At 54.7% G+C, this 21107-nt stretch carries 20 protein-coding genes and 1 pseudogene; 13 read left to right on the top strand and 8 right to left on the bottom strand.

The genetic code is table 11. The features are described from left to right. Window positions 1–271: 271 nt before the first annotated feature. A complete protein-coding gene (locus C466_RS00130) occupies window positions 272–1153 on the bottom strand; it encodes a M48 family metallopeptidase (RefSeq protein WP_004595430.1) in 882 nt (293 codons plus the stop codon). Between the two features lie 189 nt (window positions 1154–1342). Continuing rightward, window positions 1343–1699 carry a HalOD1 output domain-containing protein gene (locus tag C466_RS15600; RefSeq protein ID WP_235271273.1) on the bottom strand — a complete coding sequence of 119 codons (357 nt, stop codon included), beginning with the start codon at window positions 1697–1699 and terminating at the stop codon, window positions 1343–1345. Between the two features lie 225 nt (window positions 1700–1924). On the opposite strand from C466_RS15600, the gene C466_RS15595 reads away from it, so the two are divergent. Beyond that, window positions 1925–2377 (top strand): zinc ribbon domain-containing protein, encoded by a 453-nt coding sequence (locus C466_RS15595; protein WP_004595431.1) that lies wholly within the window; start codon window positions 1925–1927, stop codon window positions 2375–2377. A 2-nt stretch (window positions 2378–2379) separates the two neighbouring features. Beyond that, window positions 2380–2988 carry a TetR/AcrR family transcriptional regulator gene (locus C466_RS00125; RefSeq protein WP_004595432.1) on the top strand — a complete coding sequence of 203 codons (609 nt, stop codon included), beginning with the start codon at window positions 2380–2382 and terminating at the stop codon, window positions 2986–2988. Window positions 2989–3096: 108 nt separating this feature from the next. Here C466_RS00125 and C466_RS00120 read toward each other — a convergent pair whose 3' ends face one another. Next, on the bottom strand, window positions 3097–4233 hold the full coding sequence (locus C466_RS00120) for a mechanosensitive ion channel family protein (RefSeq protein ID WP_004595433.1): 1137 nt from the start codon (window positions 4231–4233) through the stop codon (window positions 3097–3099). Between the two features lie 155 nt (window positions 4234–4388). Here C466_RS00120 and C466_RS00115 point away from each other — a divergent pair, with 155 nt between their 5' ends. The 5 genes from C466_RS00115 to C466_RS00100 all read left to right on the top strand — a co-directional run bounded on the left by C466_RS00115 (window position 4389) and on the right by C466_RS00100 (window position 9293). Then, a complete protein-coding gene (locus tag C466_RS00115) occupies window positions 4389–4637 on the top strand; it encodes a hypothetical protein (protein WP_159369607.1) in 249 nt (82 codons plus the stop codon). A 9-nt stretch (window positions 4638–4646) separates the two neighbouring features. Continuing rightward, on the top strand, window positions 4647–5699 hold the full coding sequence (locus C466_RS00110) for a phytoene/squalene synthase family protein (RefSeq protein WP_004599432.1): 1053 nt from the start codon (window positions 4647–4649) through the stop codon (window positions 5697–5699). A gap of 1133 nt (window positions 5700–6832) precedes the next feature. Further along, on the top strand, window positions 6833–7471 hold the full coding sequence (locus C466_RS15590; protein ID WP_004595436.1) for an IS6 family transposase: 639 nt from the start codon (window positions 6833–6835) through the stop codon (window positions 7469–7471). 169 nt (window positions 7472–7640) lie between these two features. After that, entirely contained in the window at window positions 7641–8045 is a 405-nt protein-coding gene (gene tnpA, locus C466_RS00105) for an IS200/IS605 family transposase (RefSeq protein WP_004595437.1), read from the top strand. Window positions 8046–8051: 6 nt separating this feature from the next. Then, window positions 8052–9293 (top strand): RNA-guided endonuclease InsQ/TnpB family protein, encoded by a 1242-nt coding sequence (locus C466_RS00100; RefSeq protein ID WP_004595438.1) that lies wholly within the window; start codon window positions 8052–8054, stop codon window positions 9291–9293. A 28-nt stretch (window positions 9294–9321) separates the two neighbouring features. On the opposite strand, the gene C466_RS00095 is transcribed toward C466_RS00100, so the two are convergent. After that, complete coding sequence (locus C466_RS00095) at window positions 9322–9939, bottom strand: TetR/AcrR family transcriptional regulator (protein WP_004595439.1); 618 nt, start codon at window positions 9937–9939, stop codon at window positions 9322–9324. 172 nt (window positions 9940–10111) lie between these two features. On the opposite strand from C466_RS00095, the gene C466_RS00090 reads away from it, so the two are divergent. Genes C466_RS00090 through C466_RS15585 form a run of 3 tightly spaced genes read left to right on the top strand, consistent with a single transcriptional unit; the run spans window position 10112 to window position 13013 of the window. Continuing rightward, window positions 10112–10711, top strand: a complete 600-nt coding sequence (locus tag C466_RS00090) for a TetR/AcrR family transcriptional regulator (RefSeq protein WP_004595440.1) — start codon at window positions 10112–10114, stop codon at window positions 10709–10711. Beyond that, the gene (locus tag C466_RS00085; protein ID WP_004595441.1) at window positions 10711–12210 is read left to right on the top strand and encodes an MATE family efflux transporter; all 1500 of its coding nucleotides are present in this window, start codon (window positions 10711–10713) and stop codon (window positions 12208–12210) included. The genes C466_RS00090 and C466_RS00085 overlap by 1 nt, the downstream gene beginning before the upstream one ends. Window positions 12211–12215: 5 nt before the next feature. After that, the gene (locus C466_RS15585) at window positions 12216–13013 is read left to right on the top strand and encodes a polyprenyl synthetase (RefSeq protein ID WP_050022934.1); all 798 of its coding nucleotides are present in this window, start codon (window positions 12216–12218) and stop codon (window positions 13011–13013) included. A 169-nt stretch (window positions 13014–13182) separates the two neighbouring features. Here C466_RS15585 and C466_RS00080 read toward each other — a convergent pair whose 3' ends face one another. Then, window positions 13183–13692 carry a hypothetical protein gene (locus C466_RS00080; RefSeq protein ID WP_004599428.1) on the bottom strand — a complete coding sequence of 170 codons (510 nt, stop codon included), beginning with the start codon at window positions 13690–13692 and terminating at the stop codon, window positions 13183–13185. Window positions 13693–13793: 101 nt separating this feature from the next. On the opposite strand from C466_RS00080, the pseudogene C466_RS17195 reads away from it, so the two are divergent. Continuing rightward, window positions 13794–13951: pseudogene (locus tag C466_RS17195) on the top strand (RNA-guided endonuclease InsQ/TnpB family protein); the annotation flags it as partial. A 185-nt stretch (window positions 13952–14136) separates the two neighbouring features. On the opposite strand, the gene C466_RS00075 reads toward C466_RS17195, so the two are convergent. Further along, window positions 14137–14790, bottom strand: coding sequence for a hypothetical protein (locus C466_RS00075; RefSeq protein WP_004595442.1), 654 nt, complete (start codon window positions 14788–14790; stop codon window positions 14137–14139). Beyond that, entirely contained in the window at window positions 14787–15488 is a 702-nt protein-coding gene (locus C466_RS00070) for a hypothetical protein (RefSeq protein WP_193366031.1), read from the bottom strand. The genes C466_RS00075 and C466_RS00070 overlap by 4 nt, the downstream gene beginning before the upstream one ends. A 317-nt stretch (window positions 15489–15805) precedes the next feature. Between C466_RS00070 and C466_RS17530 the strand changes: the two genes are divergently transcribed. Next, window positions 15806–17038 carry an AI-2E family transporter gene (locus C466_RS17530; RefSeq protein ID WP_049911494.1) on the top strand — a complete coding sequence of 411 codons (1233 nt, stop codon included), beginning with the start codon at window positions 15806–15808 and terminating at the stop codon, window positions 17036–17038. 252 nt (window positions 17039–17290) lie between these two features. Further along, a complete protein-coding gene (locus C466_RS00060) occupies window positions 17291–18025 on the top strand; it encodes a CBS domain-containing protein (protein WP_049908307.1) in 735 nt (244 codons plus the stop codon). Window positions 18026–18210: 185 nt separating this feature from the next. On the opposite strand, the gene C466_RS00055 is transcribed toward C466_RS00060, so the two are convergent. Next, complete coding sequence (locus C466_RS00055; RefSeq protein WP_004595446.1) at window positions 18211–20709, bottom strand: PAS domain S-box protein; 2499 nt, start codon at window positions 20707–20709, stop codon at window positions 18211–18213. Window positions 20710–21107: the final 398 nt, after the last annotated feature.

Here is a 21107-nt window from a genome sequence, read left to right as displayed (position 1 = left end):
TATAGAGATAGTGATGTGTTAGGACCAGTCAGGCATACGTTTGATACGCGATAAAGAGCGCAATAGCGAGACATACGACACCGAGTCCACGAATGAGCCACGTCCACTGGTCGGAAAGCGAGTCGTGCTTGTCTGTGCCGTAGTCACCACGACGTCGACGGTTCGGGCCAACGAATACGGACAGTCGGAGTGCTGTTTGTGGGGCGACAATCAACATAATGCCGAGCAGGACGCCGAGAACGACTGCGAGGAGTTCGCGGACCCCGGGCATCTACGAGCGGAGCCGCTGGATACGCTTCTCCATGGGCGGGTGCGTGGAGACAATTTGTTGGAGGAAGCCACGGTCAGAGCTGGAGATACAGAGTGCGCTCACCTGCTGATCAACGTTCGCGTCGCGGGAGCGCTGCCTCCCCCGCCCGCGGCCGCGCCGATTAGCCGACCCAGGGCTGCGCTGGGCACGTCCAGCCGACTGTTGGGCCTGCTGGTTGCCCTGGTGAATTTTCTCAAGCGCGCGAGCGAGTGGTTCGCCCTTCCCGATGACATCCCTGGCGTCGGCGTCGGCGACGTATTCGCGGTACCGGGAAATCGCGAGCACGAAGATCATCACGACGAACTGGACGATGTTCCCGACGACGACCGCGAGGAAGAAATCCGCGAGGTCGTTCTCGCCAGTGAACAACACGATGTACTGCGCAACGATAGCGACGATGGATGCGATGCCTTGACCGAGTTGCATCGTGATGACGTCGCGATTGTCGATGTGGGCGAGTTCGTGGGCGATGACGCCTTCGAGCTCGCTTCGGTCAAGCAGTTGAATGAGTTCCTGAGAGATGACCACGGTTCCGTTTCCGCGGCGACCGACCGCGAACGCATTCGGAACGCCCATACTGGCGATTTTCAACGACGGTTTCTTCATCTCCTTCTCTCGACAGACGCGCTCAACGAACTGATGAATCTCTGCGTATTGGGTCTCAGACAGGTCTTCGGCCCCGACGCTCCGTAACGCGGCCCACTTGCCAACTTTATACTGGATTCCGATCAAGAGGATGCTGCCGACGATAGCAATCGGGAGGATGCCCTCGCCGAACGCGACTATCGCTGCGGCGACGGCCACGAGGTAGAATCCCGCGAGAAGTGTACCGACGACGGCCATCCGTATTTTAAGTCCAATATGTCTCATGTGTGTTATGTTGTAGAGGTGGTCTCGGGAGTATACTCAGATTCGGCGTTGGCTGGTCTATCAACCCGATTCAGTCTCCGGGTGACGATTGTTCGATCGAGTCCGGCCGTCAATTCTGTATCGGGTCTGCTGTTCGCGGTGAGTCGTTGCATATGTGTGTGATTAGTCAATTGCGTTACGTTCACGGTCAGCGAGGCTGACCAAGAGCTGCCCGTCACTGTGAACAGAGACGACACACTCGGAGAGAACGAACTTGACCACTCCAGTCGATGGCGTCGACGATCCGTCAGCTCCGCCGAACAGTTGACTGAGCGCGAACGCATGCGTCCGATCGTAGCGGGAGGCGACTGCCGAACGGGCATCGCCGGTAACGGTTGATACGGCGTCGGTGACGGCTTCGTAGAGGGGTGTATCATTGCCCCAGCGAGCTAGGTAGCGGCCGTGCCACGATGCTGTCAATTCGTCAGCGGGCCGAGATTCATCGGTCATTGTGTATTCGGGCGCTTCGGGTTGCGCCACAACACATACTGAACGTTCGGTAAGTATCAATCTTTCCCCTCATCTCACGTGAGAGTAGGCCGCCTCAAACCTGACAATATTCTCAGCCACAATTCTCTATCTGCCGGGTATACCGCTTAAAACTAGTTTACTCGGATATATAGAGTGCATCTCATCGTGCCTCTGTCAATGGCCTTTTCCAGTTAGACGAAGGTTTTAACACCTACCGAACGTTTAGTCAATAGTATGGGACGAGTCTCGTTCAGCAACAATCCACTACTCGCTGCGCTTCTGGGAACAGTGGTCACCGGACTTGGCCACTTCTACCTCCGGCGCTGGCTGAGAGCGCTTGGATGGCTAGGACTCACCGTTGCTGCTTCAGTTCTGTTTGTCCCCGAGTCAACGATATCCGCGCTTAGTTCGGGTACGCTAACCGATCCATTCTCGATTCTCCCGATAGTCCTGATCAGTGCCGCTAGTGTCCTTGACGCGTATCTCATCGCGAAAGTTAGAAGACAACCCGATAGATTCCAAGCAAACAATACTGTCGGATCAACAGGGGCTGATGAATCTCCCGCTTGCCCTGCCTGCGGAAAGCCGGTCGATCCCGATCTCGGATTCTGCCACTGGTGTACAACCGAATTCAACGTTGTCGACGTCTCCAAACTGGAACGAATCGACGAGAACCAATCGGACTGACTATGGCTTCTGATTCACCCAAACAGCACTGGAGCACCGCCGAAGAAGAGATTATGGAAGCCACCTATCGAGCACTACTCAAGCACGGTTACGCCGACCTGTCGATTTCCCGAATCGCCGACGAACTCGATAAATCGAAGGCTGCTATCTACTACCACTACGACACGAAAGACGACCTTCTGGTCGCGTTTCTCGAGTTCGCCGTCGATAGATTCGAAGAGACGATCGAGACAGAGACAGGCGACGAACCGCCAGAGGATCTCGAGCACGTCATTGAGAAGCTCCTCCCGCTTCAGCCCGACGAGGAGCAACGACAGCTCCAAGCGGTGCTAGTCGGTCTCCGTTCCCAAGCCGTGACGAACGAGGTATTTCGCGAGCAATTCACGCAGATCGATGAACGACTGGCAGCCACCGTCCGGAGCATCGTCGAACGCGGCATCGACGACGACACTTTCCGTGATGTCGACCCGTCGCGGGTCGCGGAGCATATCCTAGCGACGGTCAACGGCGCGATGTACGGTCGCGTGACGACAGACCGCAAAAGCGCCGCGGCGGCAGCACGCGTCTCGCTGGCCTCGTACATCGACTCCGAACTGAGGTGCCGGTCGTGACTCAAGTGGGGAGATAGGGTGACAAATCTCAGTCGTGCGGACGCGATCGCCGAGGCACGAACTCCACTCGAAGGAAATCGGTGACCGAGGAAGGGACACTGCTCCCGCTCACTCGGATCGATCTGTCGATGAGGTCGGCGAGTGTGAATCCGCCTCAGGTTGGCCGCTCAACTCGTCGTCAACGACTCGAAAGCCACCAGTCTCTTTCCTCCCCATAAGTTCACGTTGCGGGAACGGAATCTTGATTCCCTCGCGTCGGAACGCGGCCTTGACATTGTGGATGACTACTTGGGTAGCTCGCCATTTCCGTTGTGGGGTCGGTTTGTCGATCCAGAATCGCAGTTCGAGTATCACGGCCGAATCGTCGAACCGAACCGGGAGTACCTGCGGGGCGGGCTGACTCATGATCTCCTCGAGTTCCGTGAGCGCCTCCAGAGCGACAGATTCGGCATGGTCGGGATCAACGTCGTAATCGATCCCGACTTCCACCCGGAGCCGAAGTTTCCCTTCGATGCTGCGATTGATGATGGTTCGATTGTTCACGGCTTCGTTCGGGAGCACGACGTGTTCACCGTCGAGATTACGGAGGCGGACGTTGTTGATGGTGATCTCGGTGATGAATCCTTCGTGATCGCCGATTCGGACCCAGTCTCCGATGGCGAAGGGCCGCGAAAGCATGAGAATAAACCCAGCGAGGATCGATCCGAGCGTCTCTTGGGCTGCAAACCCCAGAACGATACCCAGGACGCCGGCTCCCAACAGAAGATCGCTTAGCTGGACACCCCACAGCGAGAACGTTCCAAACACGGCGACGACGTAGATCACGACTTGACTGACGTAGTAGCCGACCCGGCGCTGGTGGTCAGACGTTACGCGGTGTTTCGAACTGCCACTGCCGAGGAGAAACCGCTTCAGGATACGGGTAACGGTGTACGCGGCAATGAACTGGAGTATCGTGAGCAGGAGGCGGACACCAGCCTCGATACCGAATTCGAGCACACCAACAACCGAGAGTGCGGTCCCAGCCGCGTTCCATCGGAGCACCAAGACGACGGCGGCGACGCTTGCCACCATCAGGAGGAGTCCCGCCCGGACGACCTCGGCGTTCTCCGTTCGAAGTCGGGTCTTCAGGCGCTTCCCGAGGTACCAGATCACAGCGCCGATGAAGACTGCTGCAGCGACTACTGCCACCGTTTCGGTGAGTTCCGTGCTAGATTGAAGCGGGACAAGGAAGAACGAGAGCATAGACACGAGTGTTCGCACATCTCCTTTGATAATCCACGGGTTATAGTCTGGGTAGTATCGTGGATTCGCACGGCATTCGCGAAGAGTATCCGAGGGAGTTAAGTATACCTGACTAATTAGTTAGTAAGTGTGTACAGGCCAGGTATTCAGCAACCATGAGTGAGTCACAGAATTCGTTGAAAAATACGATACAGGTGTGGAACGAAGAGGGGCGTCTCTATGTCGTCGTTGGCATGATCACGGCGATACTCTCGCTCGTGTTTATCCCCTTGTTTGGCCTCCTCGCCGTGTATTGCGGGTACAAGTTATACGATACCCAAGAGAAAACAGTACTGCCTATCGTGATGGCCGGGCTCGGCGGATTTGGGTTTCTGTTCTGGGTCTATTTCCTCACTACGGTATAAGCTCCCAAAATGATGACCGATCCATCTCCTGAGCCAGATATCGCCTGGTGTCACGAAGCGGTACAGGACGTCTCGCGTACCTTCGCGTTGACCGTTGAGGTACTGGAAGAGCCGATGTCGTCGCACATCTGCCTGGGGTATCTGCTATGTCGCGTCGCCGATACCATCGAAGACGCCGGTCATGTCTCACCTGAATCGCAAGTAAAGCTCCTACGAACGTTCGATGCTGCGCTCTATCCCGCCAGTAACGGGACGATGAACGAGTTCCGGGCAGCGGTCGACGGTTGGTTGCCACCGTCAGCCGACCGCAGCGCCGACTGGTCCGTCGTCGCTCAGTCTCCGACAATCTGGGCGACATTCACTAACCAGCCGGAATCCGTACAGACGGCCGTCATTCCGCTGGTCCGGGAGATGGTTGACGGAATGGCGATGTTCGTTGAGCGCTACGCAGACACTGGTGGACTCCGTATCAACGATCGCTCCGAACTCGAACAATACTGTTACTACGCTGCTGGTACCGTCGGCAGGCTTATTACGAATCTGCTCACCCGGGGGAACGTCTCTCAGAAACGCGCTCAAAGGCTGTACGACACAGCGGACGAGTTTGGACTCCTCTTACAGATGGTGAACGTTTCGAAGGACGTGTACGACGATTACACAGAGGAAAACAACGTCTATCTCCCGGCCGAGTGGCTCGCTGACGAAGGGATCGATCAAGAGTCTATCCTCCGCACCGACAATCGAGAACCAGCTGCGAACGTTGTCGAACGGACGGCCTCCTACGCGGGGACGTTCCTCGATGACGCCCAAACGTACATCGAGGCGATGCCACTCACGCACGGTAATACGATGGCCGCGTGGTCCATTCCGTATTTGCTAGGCGTGGGAACAATCAGGGAACTCCACACCCGCCCTGAGGACGCACTCACCGAGTCTGGTGTGAAGATATCACGGCGAGAAGTGATTGCCGTGATGGAGGCGGCTAGTACCGCTGATCGTAACGCGATTGCTGAACTCCGCAAAACTATCGCGCACAAACCGTACCACCAAGCCCTCAACTAACGACGTTCATATTCTTGTATCAGTGGAAGCGTTCGTGGATCTGAGTGGACAGCACCGTCCGTACACCATTGTAAGAATATGTTGATAGGGCTCTGTTGAAATCCTATTCTTCAGACAATTTCTCACCTGAAACACCCGGTCACTGAAGAGTGCGAATCAACCGGTCAAAAAATATTACATGGCGTACCCACAGCTGAGCGACCACAATTAGTGGGACTGTTCACCGATAACCCGTTTGCGGGTTACTGCGGTGAGTGTCCACAATAACATCCATAGGAACAATACTGTGATGACCAGCCCTGTCGAGGCCAACGCTCCAAGCGGGCTCATCACATCTGCCAACATCGGAAGCAAGAGCAGTAAGACAACCCCAGCTGAGATGCCTCCACCCAGACACTCAAGGAGTGGCCAGACCAGATTCTCACCTGTCTTATTGTTGTGGTCCGGGGGGGAGTACGATTCCGCTTCCGCGTTGATTGGTGTGGTCATACATACCACTCGAGCTAAACTAAAGTATTGATCGTTATAAATCTGCCGGCGAGTCTGTGGTTAAATCTGATAGGCGCAATTGACTCGAGGGAAACGCTGCTATCCTTAGAGAGCGTGAAACAGGAGATAGGGCACAAGAGATCACAAGGATTCCGTGCCATCGAGCAGCTTGTATTGACCGCATATGAGTTGGGAGTTCACTAGTAGAGAATTTTAACAGATCCGATACGTGGTCCATTCTCTGTATTTGATACACCTCTTGTAACAAGTTACAGGAAGATCAAGACTGACCACGAGATGTGTATTTTCTGTATTGACGATAGCCAGTCAAAATGTATCTCCTAATGAGGATTTCAACAAAGCCGGATTTCGGAAACACAAATCAACGAATCATCGACAGAGAGGTCAGAGGTACGTTTGGTATACGATGACGTTCCCGTCCCAATCCCCGTTTACCGCAGACTCAATACGATACTGTATGCTAGGTAATGTATAGTGGCGGTGAACCATATGCTCGTGCTATCCTAACCTCTGCTTGAATTCAAAAACCAGAATATACCCTTCGGGTCCTGTATTTAGCTGAAAGTAGGCGCTAAGCGGCGATGTTAAGTTAAGAACGAGGCGGTTGGTATTTCGAATGCTCTATGTCCGAATCCAACCGCCTCGACGTCTGTACTGATTGGATCGACTTGGAGTTTGTGGAGCGAGAGCGGACACCCCACGAGATCATTGAAACCGGTATTCAGCTCCACCTTGCTGGCCTATCACTTTCGAATACCAAACAGTATCTTGAGAGGTTGGGTGTCGAGCGAAGTCGAACAGCAATTCACAACTGGATTCAAAAGGCCGATCTACAGCCAGCTGACGGTGCGAGCCCGAATCGCGTTGCGGTCGACGAGACTGCGATTCAGATCGACTCAGACCGATTCTGGCTGTATGCCGCCGTAGATCCTCGTACAAACGAATTCCTCCATGTTGACGTATTTCCCGTTCAAAACCAACAATTTACTTTGGTGTTTCTCCGCGATCTCAGAGAGAAACACCACGTTGACGACGCGCTCTTTCTGGTTGATGCTGGCGGACATCTCACGGCTGCGCTCTCACGTACCTCGCTCCGATTTCAAATTACTCGTCATGGAAATCGGAATGCTGTCGAACGTATCTTTAGAGAAGTAAAACGCAGAACCTCTTCATTTTCAAATACATTCAGAAATGCGGAGCCGACGGCGGCAGAATCATGGCTCCGAGCCTTCGCCGTCTGCTGGAACCGATGCTTAAGTTAACACGACCGCGCTAAGCCCCCTTCCTCAGCGAGTGCCGACCGAATGGGAGGTGCGAGCAGGGAGGGGATACAGCGCCGCACAGTTCTCATACACGATTCGGTAGCAGGCCTACAGACCCACGCAGTCACAACGTTTTTGCAGTAGGGTAGTATAGTATTGATCGAACCCAATGGAGTACGTCCTCGACTCGGGAGCACACTCGACGTATTCCCTGCACTACCACCTGATACTCACCACGAAGTATCGGCGCGGAGTGCTAACCGAGGAGCGAACCCAATTCATTCACGAGGTCATCCGCGGGTTCACGGACAACTACGGTGTCGAAGTGACCAACCTCGACGGCGAGGACGACCACGTTCACATCCTCTTCCGAGCGAAACCCACCACAGACCTCGTGAAGTTCATCAACACGGTCAAGGGCGCGACCGCCCGCCGTATCCGTAACGAGTACGAGGATGAACTGAAAACCGAACTGTGGGGCGACTCGTTCTGGAACGACTCGTACTGCCTCATCTCGACGGGGCAGGTATCGCTGGATGTGCTGAAACAGTACGTCGAAGACCAGCGGGAGTAGATTGTCATGTACTACGCCTACAAGTACCGTCTCAAGCCGTCCGACGCCCACCGTGAGGAGTTGGACCGCCACCGAGACATTTGTAGGCAACTGTACAACCACACGCTCTACCGTCTCAACGAGTACCAAGACGAACACGGCGATCTGCCGTCCATGACCACCCTACGGTCGGAAATTCCCGACCTCAAGAAGTGGTGGGACGGCCTCTCGGACGTGTACTCGAAGGTTCTCCAGACCGTCGTGGAACGCCTGTTCGACAACCTCAAAGGCCTCTCCAAACTCAAGGAGAACGGCTACGCCGTCGGTCAACTCAAGTGGAAGCCGCCACGGGAGTTCCGCAGTTTCACGTACAGTCAGTCTGGCTTCAAGCTCGACAAGAAGGGCGGTCAGACTGTGCTGTCACTCTCGAAACTCGCGGACATACCGATTCGGCTTCACCGCGCCATCCCCGACGACGCGAACCTCAAACAGGTCACAATCAAGAAAGAACCGACAGGCGAGTGGTTCGCCACGTTCGGCGTCGAAATGGACCGCGAACCGCCCGAACCGTCTGAGAACCCCGAGAAGTGCGTCGGTATTGACGTGGGGATTCTCAAGTACGCCCACGACACCGACGGCACGGCTGTCGGGTCGCTCGACCTCTCAGACGAACGCGACCGCTTGGAGCGCGAGAAACGGAAGCTCTCGCGCAAACAGCACGGGTCGAACAACTACGAGAAGCAACGGCGTCGAGTCGCGGAGTGTCACGCCGACCTCCGACGGAAGCGCCGTGACTTCTTGCACAAGCTCTCGGCGTACTACGCTCGGGAATACGACCTCGTGGCGGTCGAAGACCTGAATGTGAAGGAGATGATGGAAACTCCGTCGAACAGCCGTAATACTGCGTCTGCCGCGTGGCGAACGTTCCTCTCGTTGCTCGAATACAAGTGTGAGCGAGAAGGGACGCACTTCGTCGCGGTCAACCCGAGAGGGACGACCAAGGCGTGCGCGTCGTGCGGCGTTTCGACCGACAAGCCGTTGTGGGTCCGTGAACACTCCTGTCCCGCCTGCGGGTTTGAGGCGGACAGAGATGCGAACGCGGCGTGGAACATCCTTTCTCGCGGCCTCGAAGACGTAGGAGTGGGATACTCCGAATCAACGCCTGTGGAGACTGCGCTCCCTGTGGACACGCCTGTATCTGCAAAGCGCGTCGTGGAAGCAGGAAGCCCTACCCTCAAGGAGCGAACGGCGTCAACCGTGAGCGAGTAGGGTAGGGTAGTTCACCTGCCTCTCTGTTCTATGTATCTTCGCTTCCGCCTGTGTCAGCTCTGAGGACTGCGTTCACGTATTCGTCCGCGGTTCGTCTGGCCGTTGCGAGCGTTTCAGTCTCGTCCAGAACGACTGCTCGAGTGCGCCCCCCGTCGACGATGGTCATGAGTGCCCGTGCTACGTGTTCGGAGTCAACGTCAGTGAATATGTCTTCACTAATGCCGTGATCAATCACGGTCCTAAGCAGGTACTGGACGTACTCGTCGTTCTGCTGGAATCGGTCGGCGAACGCTTCCTTGTACGGCGCTTGACTCCGCATCTCCAGCATTGCGATCAACAAGTCGTGGTGGTCCTCCGGAGCAACGAGCAGTTTGTCGAGTAGAAGTTCTAATCGCTGTTCGGGGGCGGTTGTCTGAACCTCATGTATCGTCTCGCCGAATTGGTCAAGGACATAATCCAGAAACGCGACAAGGAGGTCATCTTTCGTGTCGTAGTGGTAATGAACGGCAGCGGTCGATTTGCCATACTCCTCGGCAATACGTTTGATCGTGAGATCTGCGTATCCGTGGTCGCGAAGCGCGCGATAGGTCGCACGCATAATCTCCTCGTCAGAATCTGACGAAGTCCGGTCCGGCGGGTCGGCCATTAGTAGAATATTCGTCGTGCTCCCAATAACAGTTTTGACACACTCGTCAGAACCGTTGGCTCGATATCCTCCCGTAGCGGTTAGGTTGGACGGAAGTATCGATAGCTCCCGGTTGAGTTTTGTACTCCCGAAGTCTTTTGACTAACCGATTAGTAAGTATGATATCGACTACATGGCAAACGACCCAGCCACCGAGATCCTGGACGCCACGTATCGTGCCCTCTGCGAGCATGGCTACGCAAATATTACACTCCAGGATATCGCTGCCGAAGCAGACGCCAGCAAGTCGTCCATCCACTACCACTACGATTCAAAAGACCAGTTGTTCGTTGCCTTCCTCGACGACCTGTACGAGCGATTTACCGACCGAGTGGACTCTCCCGAGGGAGATACGCCCAACGAACAGCTTGAAGAGCTCCTTCAGGTTCTACTGACTACCGACGCTGAGCCGCCTCTGAGAGAGTTCCGAACCGCAATGCTCGAACTGAAGGCACAGGCCCCGTACAATTCGACTCTACAGGAACGTCTCACCGACTTCGATGAGTTCCTGATCGAACAGTTGCGAGAAATACTCGCGGCTGGCATGGACGACGGTGAGTTCGCCGACGACATCGAGCCGGCCCGCGACGCAGAATTCCTCGCAACGACAATCACCGGCGCACAGACTCGCCATGTCACAATCAACCAGTCCTCTGACCAGCTCTACGATACGATGACCAGATACATCGAGCGACATCTCCTCGCCGACGAGCAACCGGAGGTTGGACGGTAATGGGGTTGTTCAGCCGTATTGGTTCGCTCTTCAAGGGCCCAGAAGAGTTCGACCTCACATCGGGTGGAATCGCGAAACCACTGTTTTTTCTCTCGATGCCGATCGTCGTCACGAACCTCTTCCAGACCGCGTACAATTTGGCGGACACGTTTTGGCTGGGCCAGTACAGCACCGATGCACTAGCGGCGATCAGTTTTGCGTTCCCGATGGTGTTCCTGCTTATCTCACTGGGAATGGGGATTTCAGTCGCAGGAAGCGTCCTCGTCGCCCAGTTCACGGGCGCTGACGAGGAGCGGGAAGCCGAGTACGCGGCGTCTCAAACCGTGACCTTCGCAGTCATCGCGTCGGTGATCCTCGGCGTCATCGGATACTTCGCCATCGAAGACTTCCTCGCAGTAATGGGCGCGTCACAGGACGTCCTGCCGCTAGCGACGAGTTACATGGAGGTCATCTCACTGGGGCTGCTGTTTATGTTCGGTTTCGCGGTGTTCATCGCGTTAATGCGAGGGTACGGTGATACCATCACCCCGATGCTGGTGATGTTCGGGTCGGTCGTCCTGAATATCGTCATCGACCCATTCCTAATCTTCGGGTTCGAGAACAACCCCGTTTTCGGGATGTTCGGACTTGGTGGTCTCGAATCCACGCTATTCGCCGTAACCGGCTACAAAGGTTCCGGTATTACTGGTGCGGCACTTGCAACTGTCTTTTCCCGCGGGCTCGCGCTGGTCGTCGGCCTTGCAGTCATGTTCCGTGGGACACGCGGCGTCCAGATCCACATCCGTGATATGGTTCCGAACCTCTCCTATCTGCGACGCCTCGTCCGGATCGGGTTACCTGCTTCGATTGAGGGGATGGGTCGAGCGCTGTCGATGAACCTGCTCCTGTTCATTGTCGCGTTCTTTCCGGACGCGGTCGTCGCTGCTTACGGTATCGGCACGCGGGTCTTCTCGGTTATCTTCCTCCCCGCCATCGCGGTTGCTCGGGGAGTAGAGACAATGACCGGCCAAAATATGGGTGCGGACAAGCCGGACCGTGTCGAAAAAGCGGCGGGGCTGGCGTCGAAAGTGCTCTTCACCGTCCTCACAGTCGCGGGGGTCGTTGTCTTCTTCGTCGCGGCACCTATCGCCGACGTGTTCACGACCGACCCCGAGGTCGTCGACATCGCCGCGCAGTTCCTTCGCTACGTCGCGTTGACCTTCGGGTTCATCGGGGTTATGCGAGCCTATACGGGCAGCTTCCGCGGTGCCGGCAAGACGCTCACCGCGGCGGGGATCTCCGTGCTGATGCTCGGGATTATCCGGTTCCCGATTGCATGGATCGCCTCTGGACCGCTCGGTGAGCGCGGAATCTGGCTGTCGTTCGCGATTTCGAACGTCGTTGGAGCGATCATCGCCTATTCATGGTACCGGCGCGGCACGTGGCGCGAGAGTGACTTGACCGAATCCAAAGTCGACCTCGACGAGACCAGTGTCGAGACAGCAGCAGGTGATGACTGAAACCGATGACTGACACAGAGCCTGTTCACCCCTCACAGATCGAGCGCCACTTTGAACAGGTGCTCAGCACCGGGGACGAGGCCAATCTTCCGCTCGTTCACGATGTACTAGACGATAGCCCCGACAGATGGTACGGACAGTTGGTGGTGACCGTATACGATTCATTGTCAGATCACCAGGACCTTGCGGATGTCCTTCCTTACGCCGCCGCGGTCGAATTACTCCGGGGATACGTTCGTCTCCGAAATCGGCTACTCCTCACTCTCACTGATAAACACGCGTATTCGCTTACGCCGGATCCGACAGCAGCACTGCTGGCCGGGGATTACCTGTATACAGCGGCATTTTCGTCACTCGGTTCAAGACCCGACTCTTCGTCGAGTGAGTGTTTCGAGATACTGACGACAGCTCTCGAAACCGTCACGGAGGCATTTGCGCGCACCTACACCGCGGCCGGATTCACAGACCACAACCAAGCGAAATTTCTCGATGACACTGCGGGGAGTCTCGGTGAAGGTGCGGCGGCCCTTGGAGCGACACTGGCTGGTGTCGACGAACCGGTTCGCCGACACTGCGAACGACTCGGTCGCGGGCTCAGTACCGCCCGACAGATCAACTACGTGCTCGATATGGATCCAACCGAGGCGATGGTTGTCCCGCCCACGTTCGATGAGTCACAATTCCGTCAGTATGCAGAACAGCGGCGAGATGAGGCTGCTCTGGCTCTCGACACCCTGTCAGAGACCGTCGATGTAACGCGTCTGCGAGCGTTGGCCGATGTGACTGTAACGAGACACGACTAACAGAGCTGAGCTACTAATTACGACGCACTCAATTAACTATATAGACATCTGACAGATCCACACTGTAATCTACCACGCCCTGAAATGCGTGGCATTCAGCGTGAGATTCCTTTATAACCGCTGAGAGCGGTAGGCGAATACTCACCGTTCACTCACCCGAATTTCCGAATCAGACAGTAGAAGACATCGATTCATCTGCGAACAATCCAGTGATAACCGTGTCGATTAGTGCCTCCTCAACCTCATCATAGGTTTCGTTCAGGACGACAGGTGTGTCCCGGGCTTGCGTGACGAACAGCAGCGACCGTAGGAGTCCTCGTACGATGTCCGGATCGTCTATCCGGACATCATCGCGCGCAACCCATGCCTCCGGCTGCGGTAACACGCGGAAATCTGCTTCGACACCTGTGTCGGGTGTGTTGTCGCTATCGCCTTCACTAATCGTGCCCGTGTTATTGCCGTCTCCTGTGTCCGTAGCATCATCGTAGTTTGTTCCATTCAACAACTCGTCGATCCGTCGGATCTTACCCTCCACAAACAGACGTCTGATAAGAGGGTTCGATCGGACTTGCTCAAGCGTCGTCCGCAGGATCATTTCAGCTTCCGCCTGTGACGTCTCCACCTCACCGACTGCTGCTTCAATATCTTCAAATAACTGATCGCACTCAGAGACCAGCACAACAAGATACAGTTGCTCTCTCGAATCAAAAAAACTGGTAGAACGTACTAGTACTGATTCCCACCTCTTCCGTAATATCACTCACACGCGTTCGATCGTATGAGTATCAGACTCGCCCTGACGTTGACTTGGCTGAGTGGGACATTCAACAGGTTCGTGCGGTATACAGGCGTGATGAGTAGCGATTACAATTTGTCACTCCCACCACCATCGATCCAGAACCACTAGCGACGAGGTGACCAATGTTGACCCCGGAATCTATCTGCGGTGCGACGGGGGTTGTCGGGCCGTGGTAGAACGACCGACCTCCACGGACACAGCGAGTGTTTCGGGTGTCAATTCCAGCCGACCTCAATTGGGGAAAGACAGATGAAATTAAATTCACCTACTAGTGGCAATGCGAACTCAAAACGGTGATGCCTCGATGCTTGTCCCCGAGGTAGTTCACGAATCCTCGTCTAACGCCCCGTAGAGACCTTTTTGGATCCGCGCCGCGACTCCAGTGAGGTGCGCCTGTCCGAATGTCGCCACGATCAACGCCCCTACAGAATTGTACATCTGGTCGAGAACTGTGTCATCTAGCCCATGCTGAGCGAGCGGCATCGAGATCCCGGTCTTGGCGGCGACAATGTCAAGTGCGAACTCGAACAGTTCCCAGACGACGCCGAACGCGAGTACCACCACAAAGATGAACACAAACGCGAAACGCGCTGGGATCTCGACTTTATCGCTGTGGAGGTCAATCGCTCGTAGCGTCGTGTATCCTGCGCCGGCGACCAGCGACGCCGAGAGAGCGTGCGTGAGGTGATCCCACCACGGGATCAGCGCATAGAACCATGCCGATCCAAGCGTGTGGAGGAACACCGCCGACGTAATCCACACGCCAAGCCATGGGTTGGGAGGAATGTTGTAGTTGCGTTCAAGCAGCGCCGGAATGAACGTGACGAACAGACCGATCCCACCATTGGTGATCGCCTTCGGCTGGCCGAACACCACGCCGTAGCCGACGATAGCGACCAAGAGAACCTGCATCACCCTCGTAATCCGCCGCTGCGTCCGAAGCGACGAGTGATCCCGGGGGGTGCCCTGAACACTCATCGGCGCACCACCCACCCTATCGCTCGGCGAAGATATGCTTCGCGCCGCCGGAAGTACGCGTCGAAGAGGATCCCGGCGACGAGCCCGGCCAGCGTAACGTAGAGCCACTCGATCATCAGCGCCTCGTTGGTCGTCAGCAAGTTGGTACCGAGCATCCGATCGGCGTTCCATCGTAGGACCGTCCACGCCGCCGCCGTTGCTAGCGTCGTCATCACGACGAAAACCACGGCGAACCAGTGTGTCACGCGTAGCGTGGTGAACATCTGAAGTTCCACAGTAATGATCAGCGCGAACGCGGCGATCGCGAGATACGCTGCGAACGTTCCCATTTCTCCCCCGAAGAGCGCACGCACCAGAACCGGCAACAGCGCGAGCCCGAGCACCTCCCATGGGAGCATCACTTTCGGGTCTCGCGCCGCGACCGCCGGTGCGGCCACAACAATGATCATCGCGGCGATGATAGCCATCGGGAGGAGGTCGAAGTCGAACAGGCTCTCAACGAACACTCCCGCGAGCACCGTCACCATCGCCCACGCGACCAACGCGTTCGTCCGCCCGCTACGGAGCAACCGCCCCAGCCGACCCCCGATAGCGTCCCCTTCCAGAACGTCAAGTTCGGAATCAGACGGATCGACTCCGTCAATCTCAGCCCCAGAGTTTCCATCTGTGGCTTCCGAAGCGGATTCGTCGGAATTCATACTCATATTCGGTCCGCCCCTCAGATATGGATTGCCTTTACAACACGCCAGACAGGCGCACTTTTGCCCGTCACGTCTATCTTTCAGCCATGAATTATCGACGCTAGTGAATATTCACACGCTTGATTGCTGAAAAAATTCGCCACCGATTCGCTTGGTATGACCTCAGTACTAATCGACATCTGATCAGAGTATATCGCCTAGGGGAATTTCAACATAGGACTTGCTAGAGGAATAGAATCTTGAGTCCTGCCGAACAAAAAGTCACCCACCCCACACCAACATACCTTTCTTGTAATGTGGCAATTAGTAAGTAAATGGAATATAGCTCAGGACTACGACGGCGGATTCTCTTTGGAATTGGAGGGTTAGGATTAGTAGCTGCGGTCGTTTTTGTTTTAATCCAGTTTCAGGCAACGCTCATATTTGCAATCTTTCTTTACTACGCAAGCCGCCCAATTTATCGTAAACTCAAGAGCCTCTCGCTTCCGTCGCGACTCCAAGGCCATCGCGTTCCCTATCGCCGTCAAGTTCTTGCCATGGTTACAATTGCTATTTTCCTACTGCCGTTTCTCTTTTTGCTCACATACACCCTTGTACTGGTAGTACCCGAAATCCAACGGCTCGCTGGCGGGGATGGTCCTGGTGTAGCATATCTGTCTGCACTACAGTCGGCACAAGGAAGTGGACTTCCGGGTCCACTNCCTGGTGTAGCATATCTGTCTGCACTACAGTCGGCACAAGGAAGTGGACTTCCGGGTCCACTCGTAGGGCTAGAAATCAGTGACATACTTGTGCTGAGTCCTGAGGAAGTCGTAGCAATCCTCAACGACCCCGCAGTTCAGACATGGGTCGAACAAATGGTTGCTACGCTGACCGGTTCAGTCGGGTTCATCGCAAACGCAGCACTCCATGGATTCATTCTTCTGGCCGGGACATATTATATGCTTACTGACGGCTCACGACTTGTAGACTGGTTTCTCGACAATTTTGATGAATCAGGTGTTGTCGGGTCATACGCGGTAGCTGTTGATGATGAACTGTCTTCCATCCTCTTCGGTAATATCTTAAACGCATTTGTGACCGGTATCATCGGAATTCTTGTCTTTTCTGGATATAATCTCGTTGCACCAGGAGCAGTAAACGTTCCATTTGCGCCCCTAGTCGGCGCACTCACAGGAGCAGGAAGTTTAATACCAGTTGTGGGAATGAAAATTGTGTACCTCCCTGTCGGAGCAATTCTCGCGATAGCTGCTGTCACCAGTGGTCAGGCAAGCGCGTTCGGCTTCGTGATCCTGTTTCTCGTTTTGGCGTTCGTAGTCGTTGATACGATTCCTGACTTTCTAATCCGCCCGTATGTGAGCGGCAACCGGACACATGTGGGCCTACTGATGTTTGCCTATATTCTCGGACCGATCGCGTTCGGGTTCTACGGGATTTTTCTTGGCCCAATACTGCTTGTCCTCCTCGCAGAGTTCTTTAGAACTATTGCATCGTACGTTCTCACCGGCAGACAGCCACATGAACAATCAAGTCTCTCGGACTACTGAATAGCCCGCTAATAGCAATGTTTGTCTCCATATCTGTGAACAGAAGCCGAGNGACAGCCACATGAACAATCAAGTCTCTCGGACTACTGAATAGCCCGCTAATAGCAATGTTTGTCTCCATATCTGTGAACAGAAGCCGAGACGCATCTTACCGACCAACACCTAGAGACATCAAATACTACGTGGACACAGCGGTCATTTGGATACAGACGGAAACACATAGTTAGCTACGGGCCAACCTTCTAAGCATCCGTGTACACAATCGCTGACCTACCTATCGGGAATACACTCCAGACGGTTGAATACGATCTCGGGCTCGAATCGGCACTCCGTCAGATGTCTGATCACAGCTACACACAGATCGGTGTCGAACGCGACGGCGAGTTGGTCGGGATTGTCACCTACAGATCAGTCGTCCGGACTCTCCTTGCATTCCATCAACTGGAGGTCGGACACAAAACGCTCGATAAGATTTCGGTCGGCGCAGCAGTCGAAGATGCACACACCATCAGCGAGGATGAGAACCTTCTGGCCATATTCGATGCACTCGCAGAATACACGTACATCGTGGTCGATCGAGACGACGAGTGGCGGATTCTAACCGACTACGACCTCCTGACACGACTGAAACAGATGCTTGAGCCGTTTCTGTTGATCGAGTCCATCGAGATGCAGTTGCGCAAGATTTTCACGCGAGTGTTCGGTGATGCGCTGTCGGAGCAGCTAGCCGAAACGTTCGACGAGGAACACCCACTGCCAACGCCAGCGTCGATCGAGCATTGCAGTTACGCACACTATGCCCAATTCATCTCGATTCATTGGGGGGAATTTGAGTCGCTCTTTGATGATCAACAGGACGTGATCCGCGAGTTAGTGCTTGAAATCGGGGATATGCGAAATCAGCTCTTCCACTTTCGAGTCGACGACCCGGACGAATTTGACCGAGACCTGCTCCGCTTCGGTCAGTCGTACTTTTCCTCCGTGTGACTTCTGAGTTCGTGCGCGGGGGGTCCTGAGTATCATACGGCTTGTCGGCAAATCGAGCAACTGGCTTGGGCTCTATGTATTGAAAGAGCCAGTCTCAACTACTGGTGGACCCCCAATTTGATTCACGCACCCGCAAATCGCCAGACTACAGTCCATCAGCAATGTGTTACACAAGAGTTTAACGTCTATTTATTCACGAAATTAACGTTCGTGATCTCAAACCGTGCTCCACCGTCCGTCCCGTCCGTAACGCGAATCTGCCAGTCGTGAGCATCGACAATCTGTTTGACAATATTCAGTCCGAACCCAGTTCCATTTGCCGACTGCGAGTAGCCGAGCTCAAAGACAGCGTTGCGTTCGTCGGTCGGAATGCCTGCCCCATCGTCTTCAACATAGAACCCGTCGGTTAGTTCTCCGACCGTCACTGTCACTTCTGGCCCACCGTGTTCAACCGCGTTTCGAAACAGGTTCTCAAATACTTGCTTGAGACGACTGCTATCTGCCCACACGGTTCGATCGACGGTAGTAATTACGCGTCCCTGCTCCATCTGAACGTTCTCCTGGCACCTGTCAGCTATCGTCGCGAGATCAACCGGCTGAGTGTCACTCACCTCTTTATTATCCCGAGCCAAAATGAGAAGATCTTCAATCAGCGCCTCCATCCGCTCTAGTGCTCGGCGGACACTGTCGAGATGGTCGTTGTCACACTCGTCGGCCACCAAGTCAAGATGTCCGGTAGCAACGTTCAGCGGGTTCCGAAGATCGTGTGACACAACGCTGGCGAACTCTTCTAGTCTCTGTTGGCGTTCTATCCGCTGAGTAATATCTTGAAACGTGCCGCGCACACCAACGATTTTGCCATCCTCACGCCAAGGCTCGCCACGGGTACGAACCCATCGCACCTCATCGTCAGCTGTGACGATGCGTAACTCCAAGTCGCATGGTTCCCCGTCAGTTAACACTCGCTCGACGGCATCCTGAATCGTTGTCTGATCTTCGGGATGATAGAACTCGACTGTGTTCTCGACTGTTGGTTCGAAGTCCATGTTGACGCCGTGAATCTGGTAGACTTCATCGGTCCATCGGAGTGACTCTGTTCGGCGGTCAAGCTCCCAGCCACCGACGTCTGCGACGGTCTGGGTCTGTGAAAGGAACTCGTTGGCCTGCTCAAGTTCTTGATTTTGCTGCTTACGAGTCGTGACATCACGATATAACCATATGTTCGCTTCACCTTCGGGTAGGGTGTACGGCACGTAGTCACGCTCTACCACGCGGCCATCTGTGAGTTGGAGTTCCTCGTTTTGAACCAGCTCCCGGTGTTCAAGTCGCTCGGAAATCACTTCGATGAACGCCTCTGGGTCGGTGAATCGGGATTTAAATTCTTCAGCTGCTGTGGCGCAGTCGCGTCCAATTACTTCCTCACTGTCGATCGGAACGCCAAGTGTTTCGCCCAACTGGCCGTTTGCCATGAGTACGTCACGTTCAGCGTCTTCAACGAGTACGCCCATCGGCAGATTTTCGACGATTGTGCGAAGAACAGTATTTGTCTGCTCAAGCTCTTGTTTGCGCTCTTTACGCTCGCTGATATCACGCAAAATCCCAACTGACCCCTCGAAAGACTCCCCTTCGTAGGGTAAGACGCCCATGTGATCCTCACAGGGAATTGGCTCACCTTGATTGGGCAGAATCTCGATCTCAAACTGTATGCTGTCGGGACCGTCCGACGAGAGAATCCGCCCAAGGTGATTTTTCGAGCGGTCGACCACCTCCGATGATTTGATTAGTGTTGGTGACGCTCCAATAATTTCCTCACGCTCGTACCCAACCAGTTCGATGAACGCGTCGTTCACGTATTCGAAGTGTCCTGTTTCATCAAGTACGTAGACCGGGTCGTTGAGAGTCTCGACGAGTGTTCGAAATTGAGTGAGTGCCATCTCCTGTTCCTGTTCCACAGAGCGATCCCGTACCGAACAGACTAGCTCACTGGCGTCCGTCTGGGCAACGGTATGATCCTCGACGAAGGTCGTCTCATCGGCCCGGAGCCCAGTCGTCTCTCCGCTCCAGTAGCCGTCCTCGGCAACCGTCGGCAGGATAACGTCCCGTACGATCGCTGTGTCGCTGTCGGGGTAGACCAGTTCCCAGTGTTCCCCCTCCATCTCGTCGGGGTCATATCCGTAGATGTCTGCGTAGGCCTGATTGACGTAAATATACTCATCGTTCTCATTAAGGATGCTGATTCCTTCTTGCGCCGTTTCAATGGCTTTGCGCTGCCGTTTGCGCTCTTTCTCTGCACGATATCGTTCGACGGCGTTTCGTAGTCGGTTCGCCAATACAGTATACTGGTCAGCCACACGCTTTTTCTGGAGATAGTCAGTCACGCCAGCGGAGATAGCTTCACCAGCAATCTCCTCAGAACCCTTGCCCGTAAACAGCACGAATGGCAGGTCAGGGGAGTTCTCTCGGACAGATTTGAGAAACTCAATACCGTTCTGTGAAGGCATATCATAATCAGAGACGATACAGTCAAAGTCGCCACAAGAAAGGTGTTCTAGCCCCTCACTGGCGCTCGTCGCTGTCGTGACGGTGAAGTTATCATCCTCGCGTTTCAGAAACTCCGCAGTTAACTCAGCGAAGTCTGGTTCATCGTCGACATGAAGCACGTGGATGCTTGCTTCACTGTTCATGAACCAATACAACCATGGCTGGATAATAACACTATTCAAGCATTTCTCAAGACAGAAATTCGGAGGGTCGCTGACACGCGGCGTTTCACTGGGATAGCGGTGGAAACTCGACGGCACAGCTGACACTCGCTGACTCCGTTAGCCTTTGCGTAGCACATTGTTGATGGACTGCGGTCTTTCGGTTTGCGGTGTGTGAATCAAATTGGGAGTTCACGGTAGAGATGCTTAGAAGGTCGATTAGTTCCCCCGCTCAACTAGCGACGACTGTACCAACAATCTACAATCTCCTACAGAAGAGCGACCGTACAGAAAACGGGGGATTCTTGAACGTTTCAAACAGGATTTGAGATCCATAGTAGTAGGATTCTAACACATCTAGGGGCAGATCTGTTGAAATC

The organism is Halorubrum distributum JCM 10118, from assembly GCF_000337335.1.
In the GTDB taxonomy this organism is placed as follows: domain Archaea; phylum Halobacteriota; class Halobacteria; order Halobacteriales; family Haloferacaceae; genus Halorubrum; species Halorubrum distributum.
This window is presented reverse-complemented; position numbering and strand designations above follow the sequence as displayed.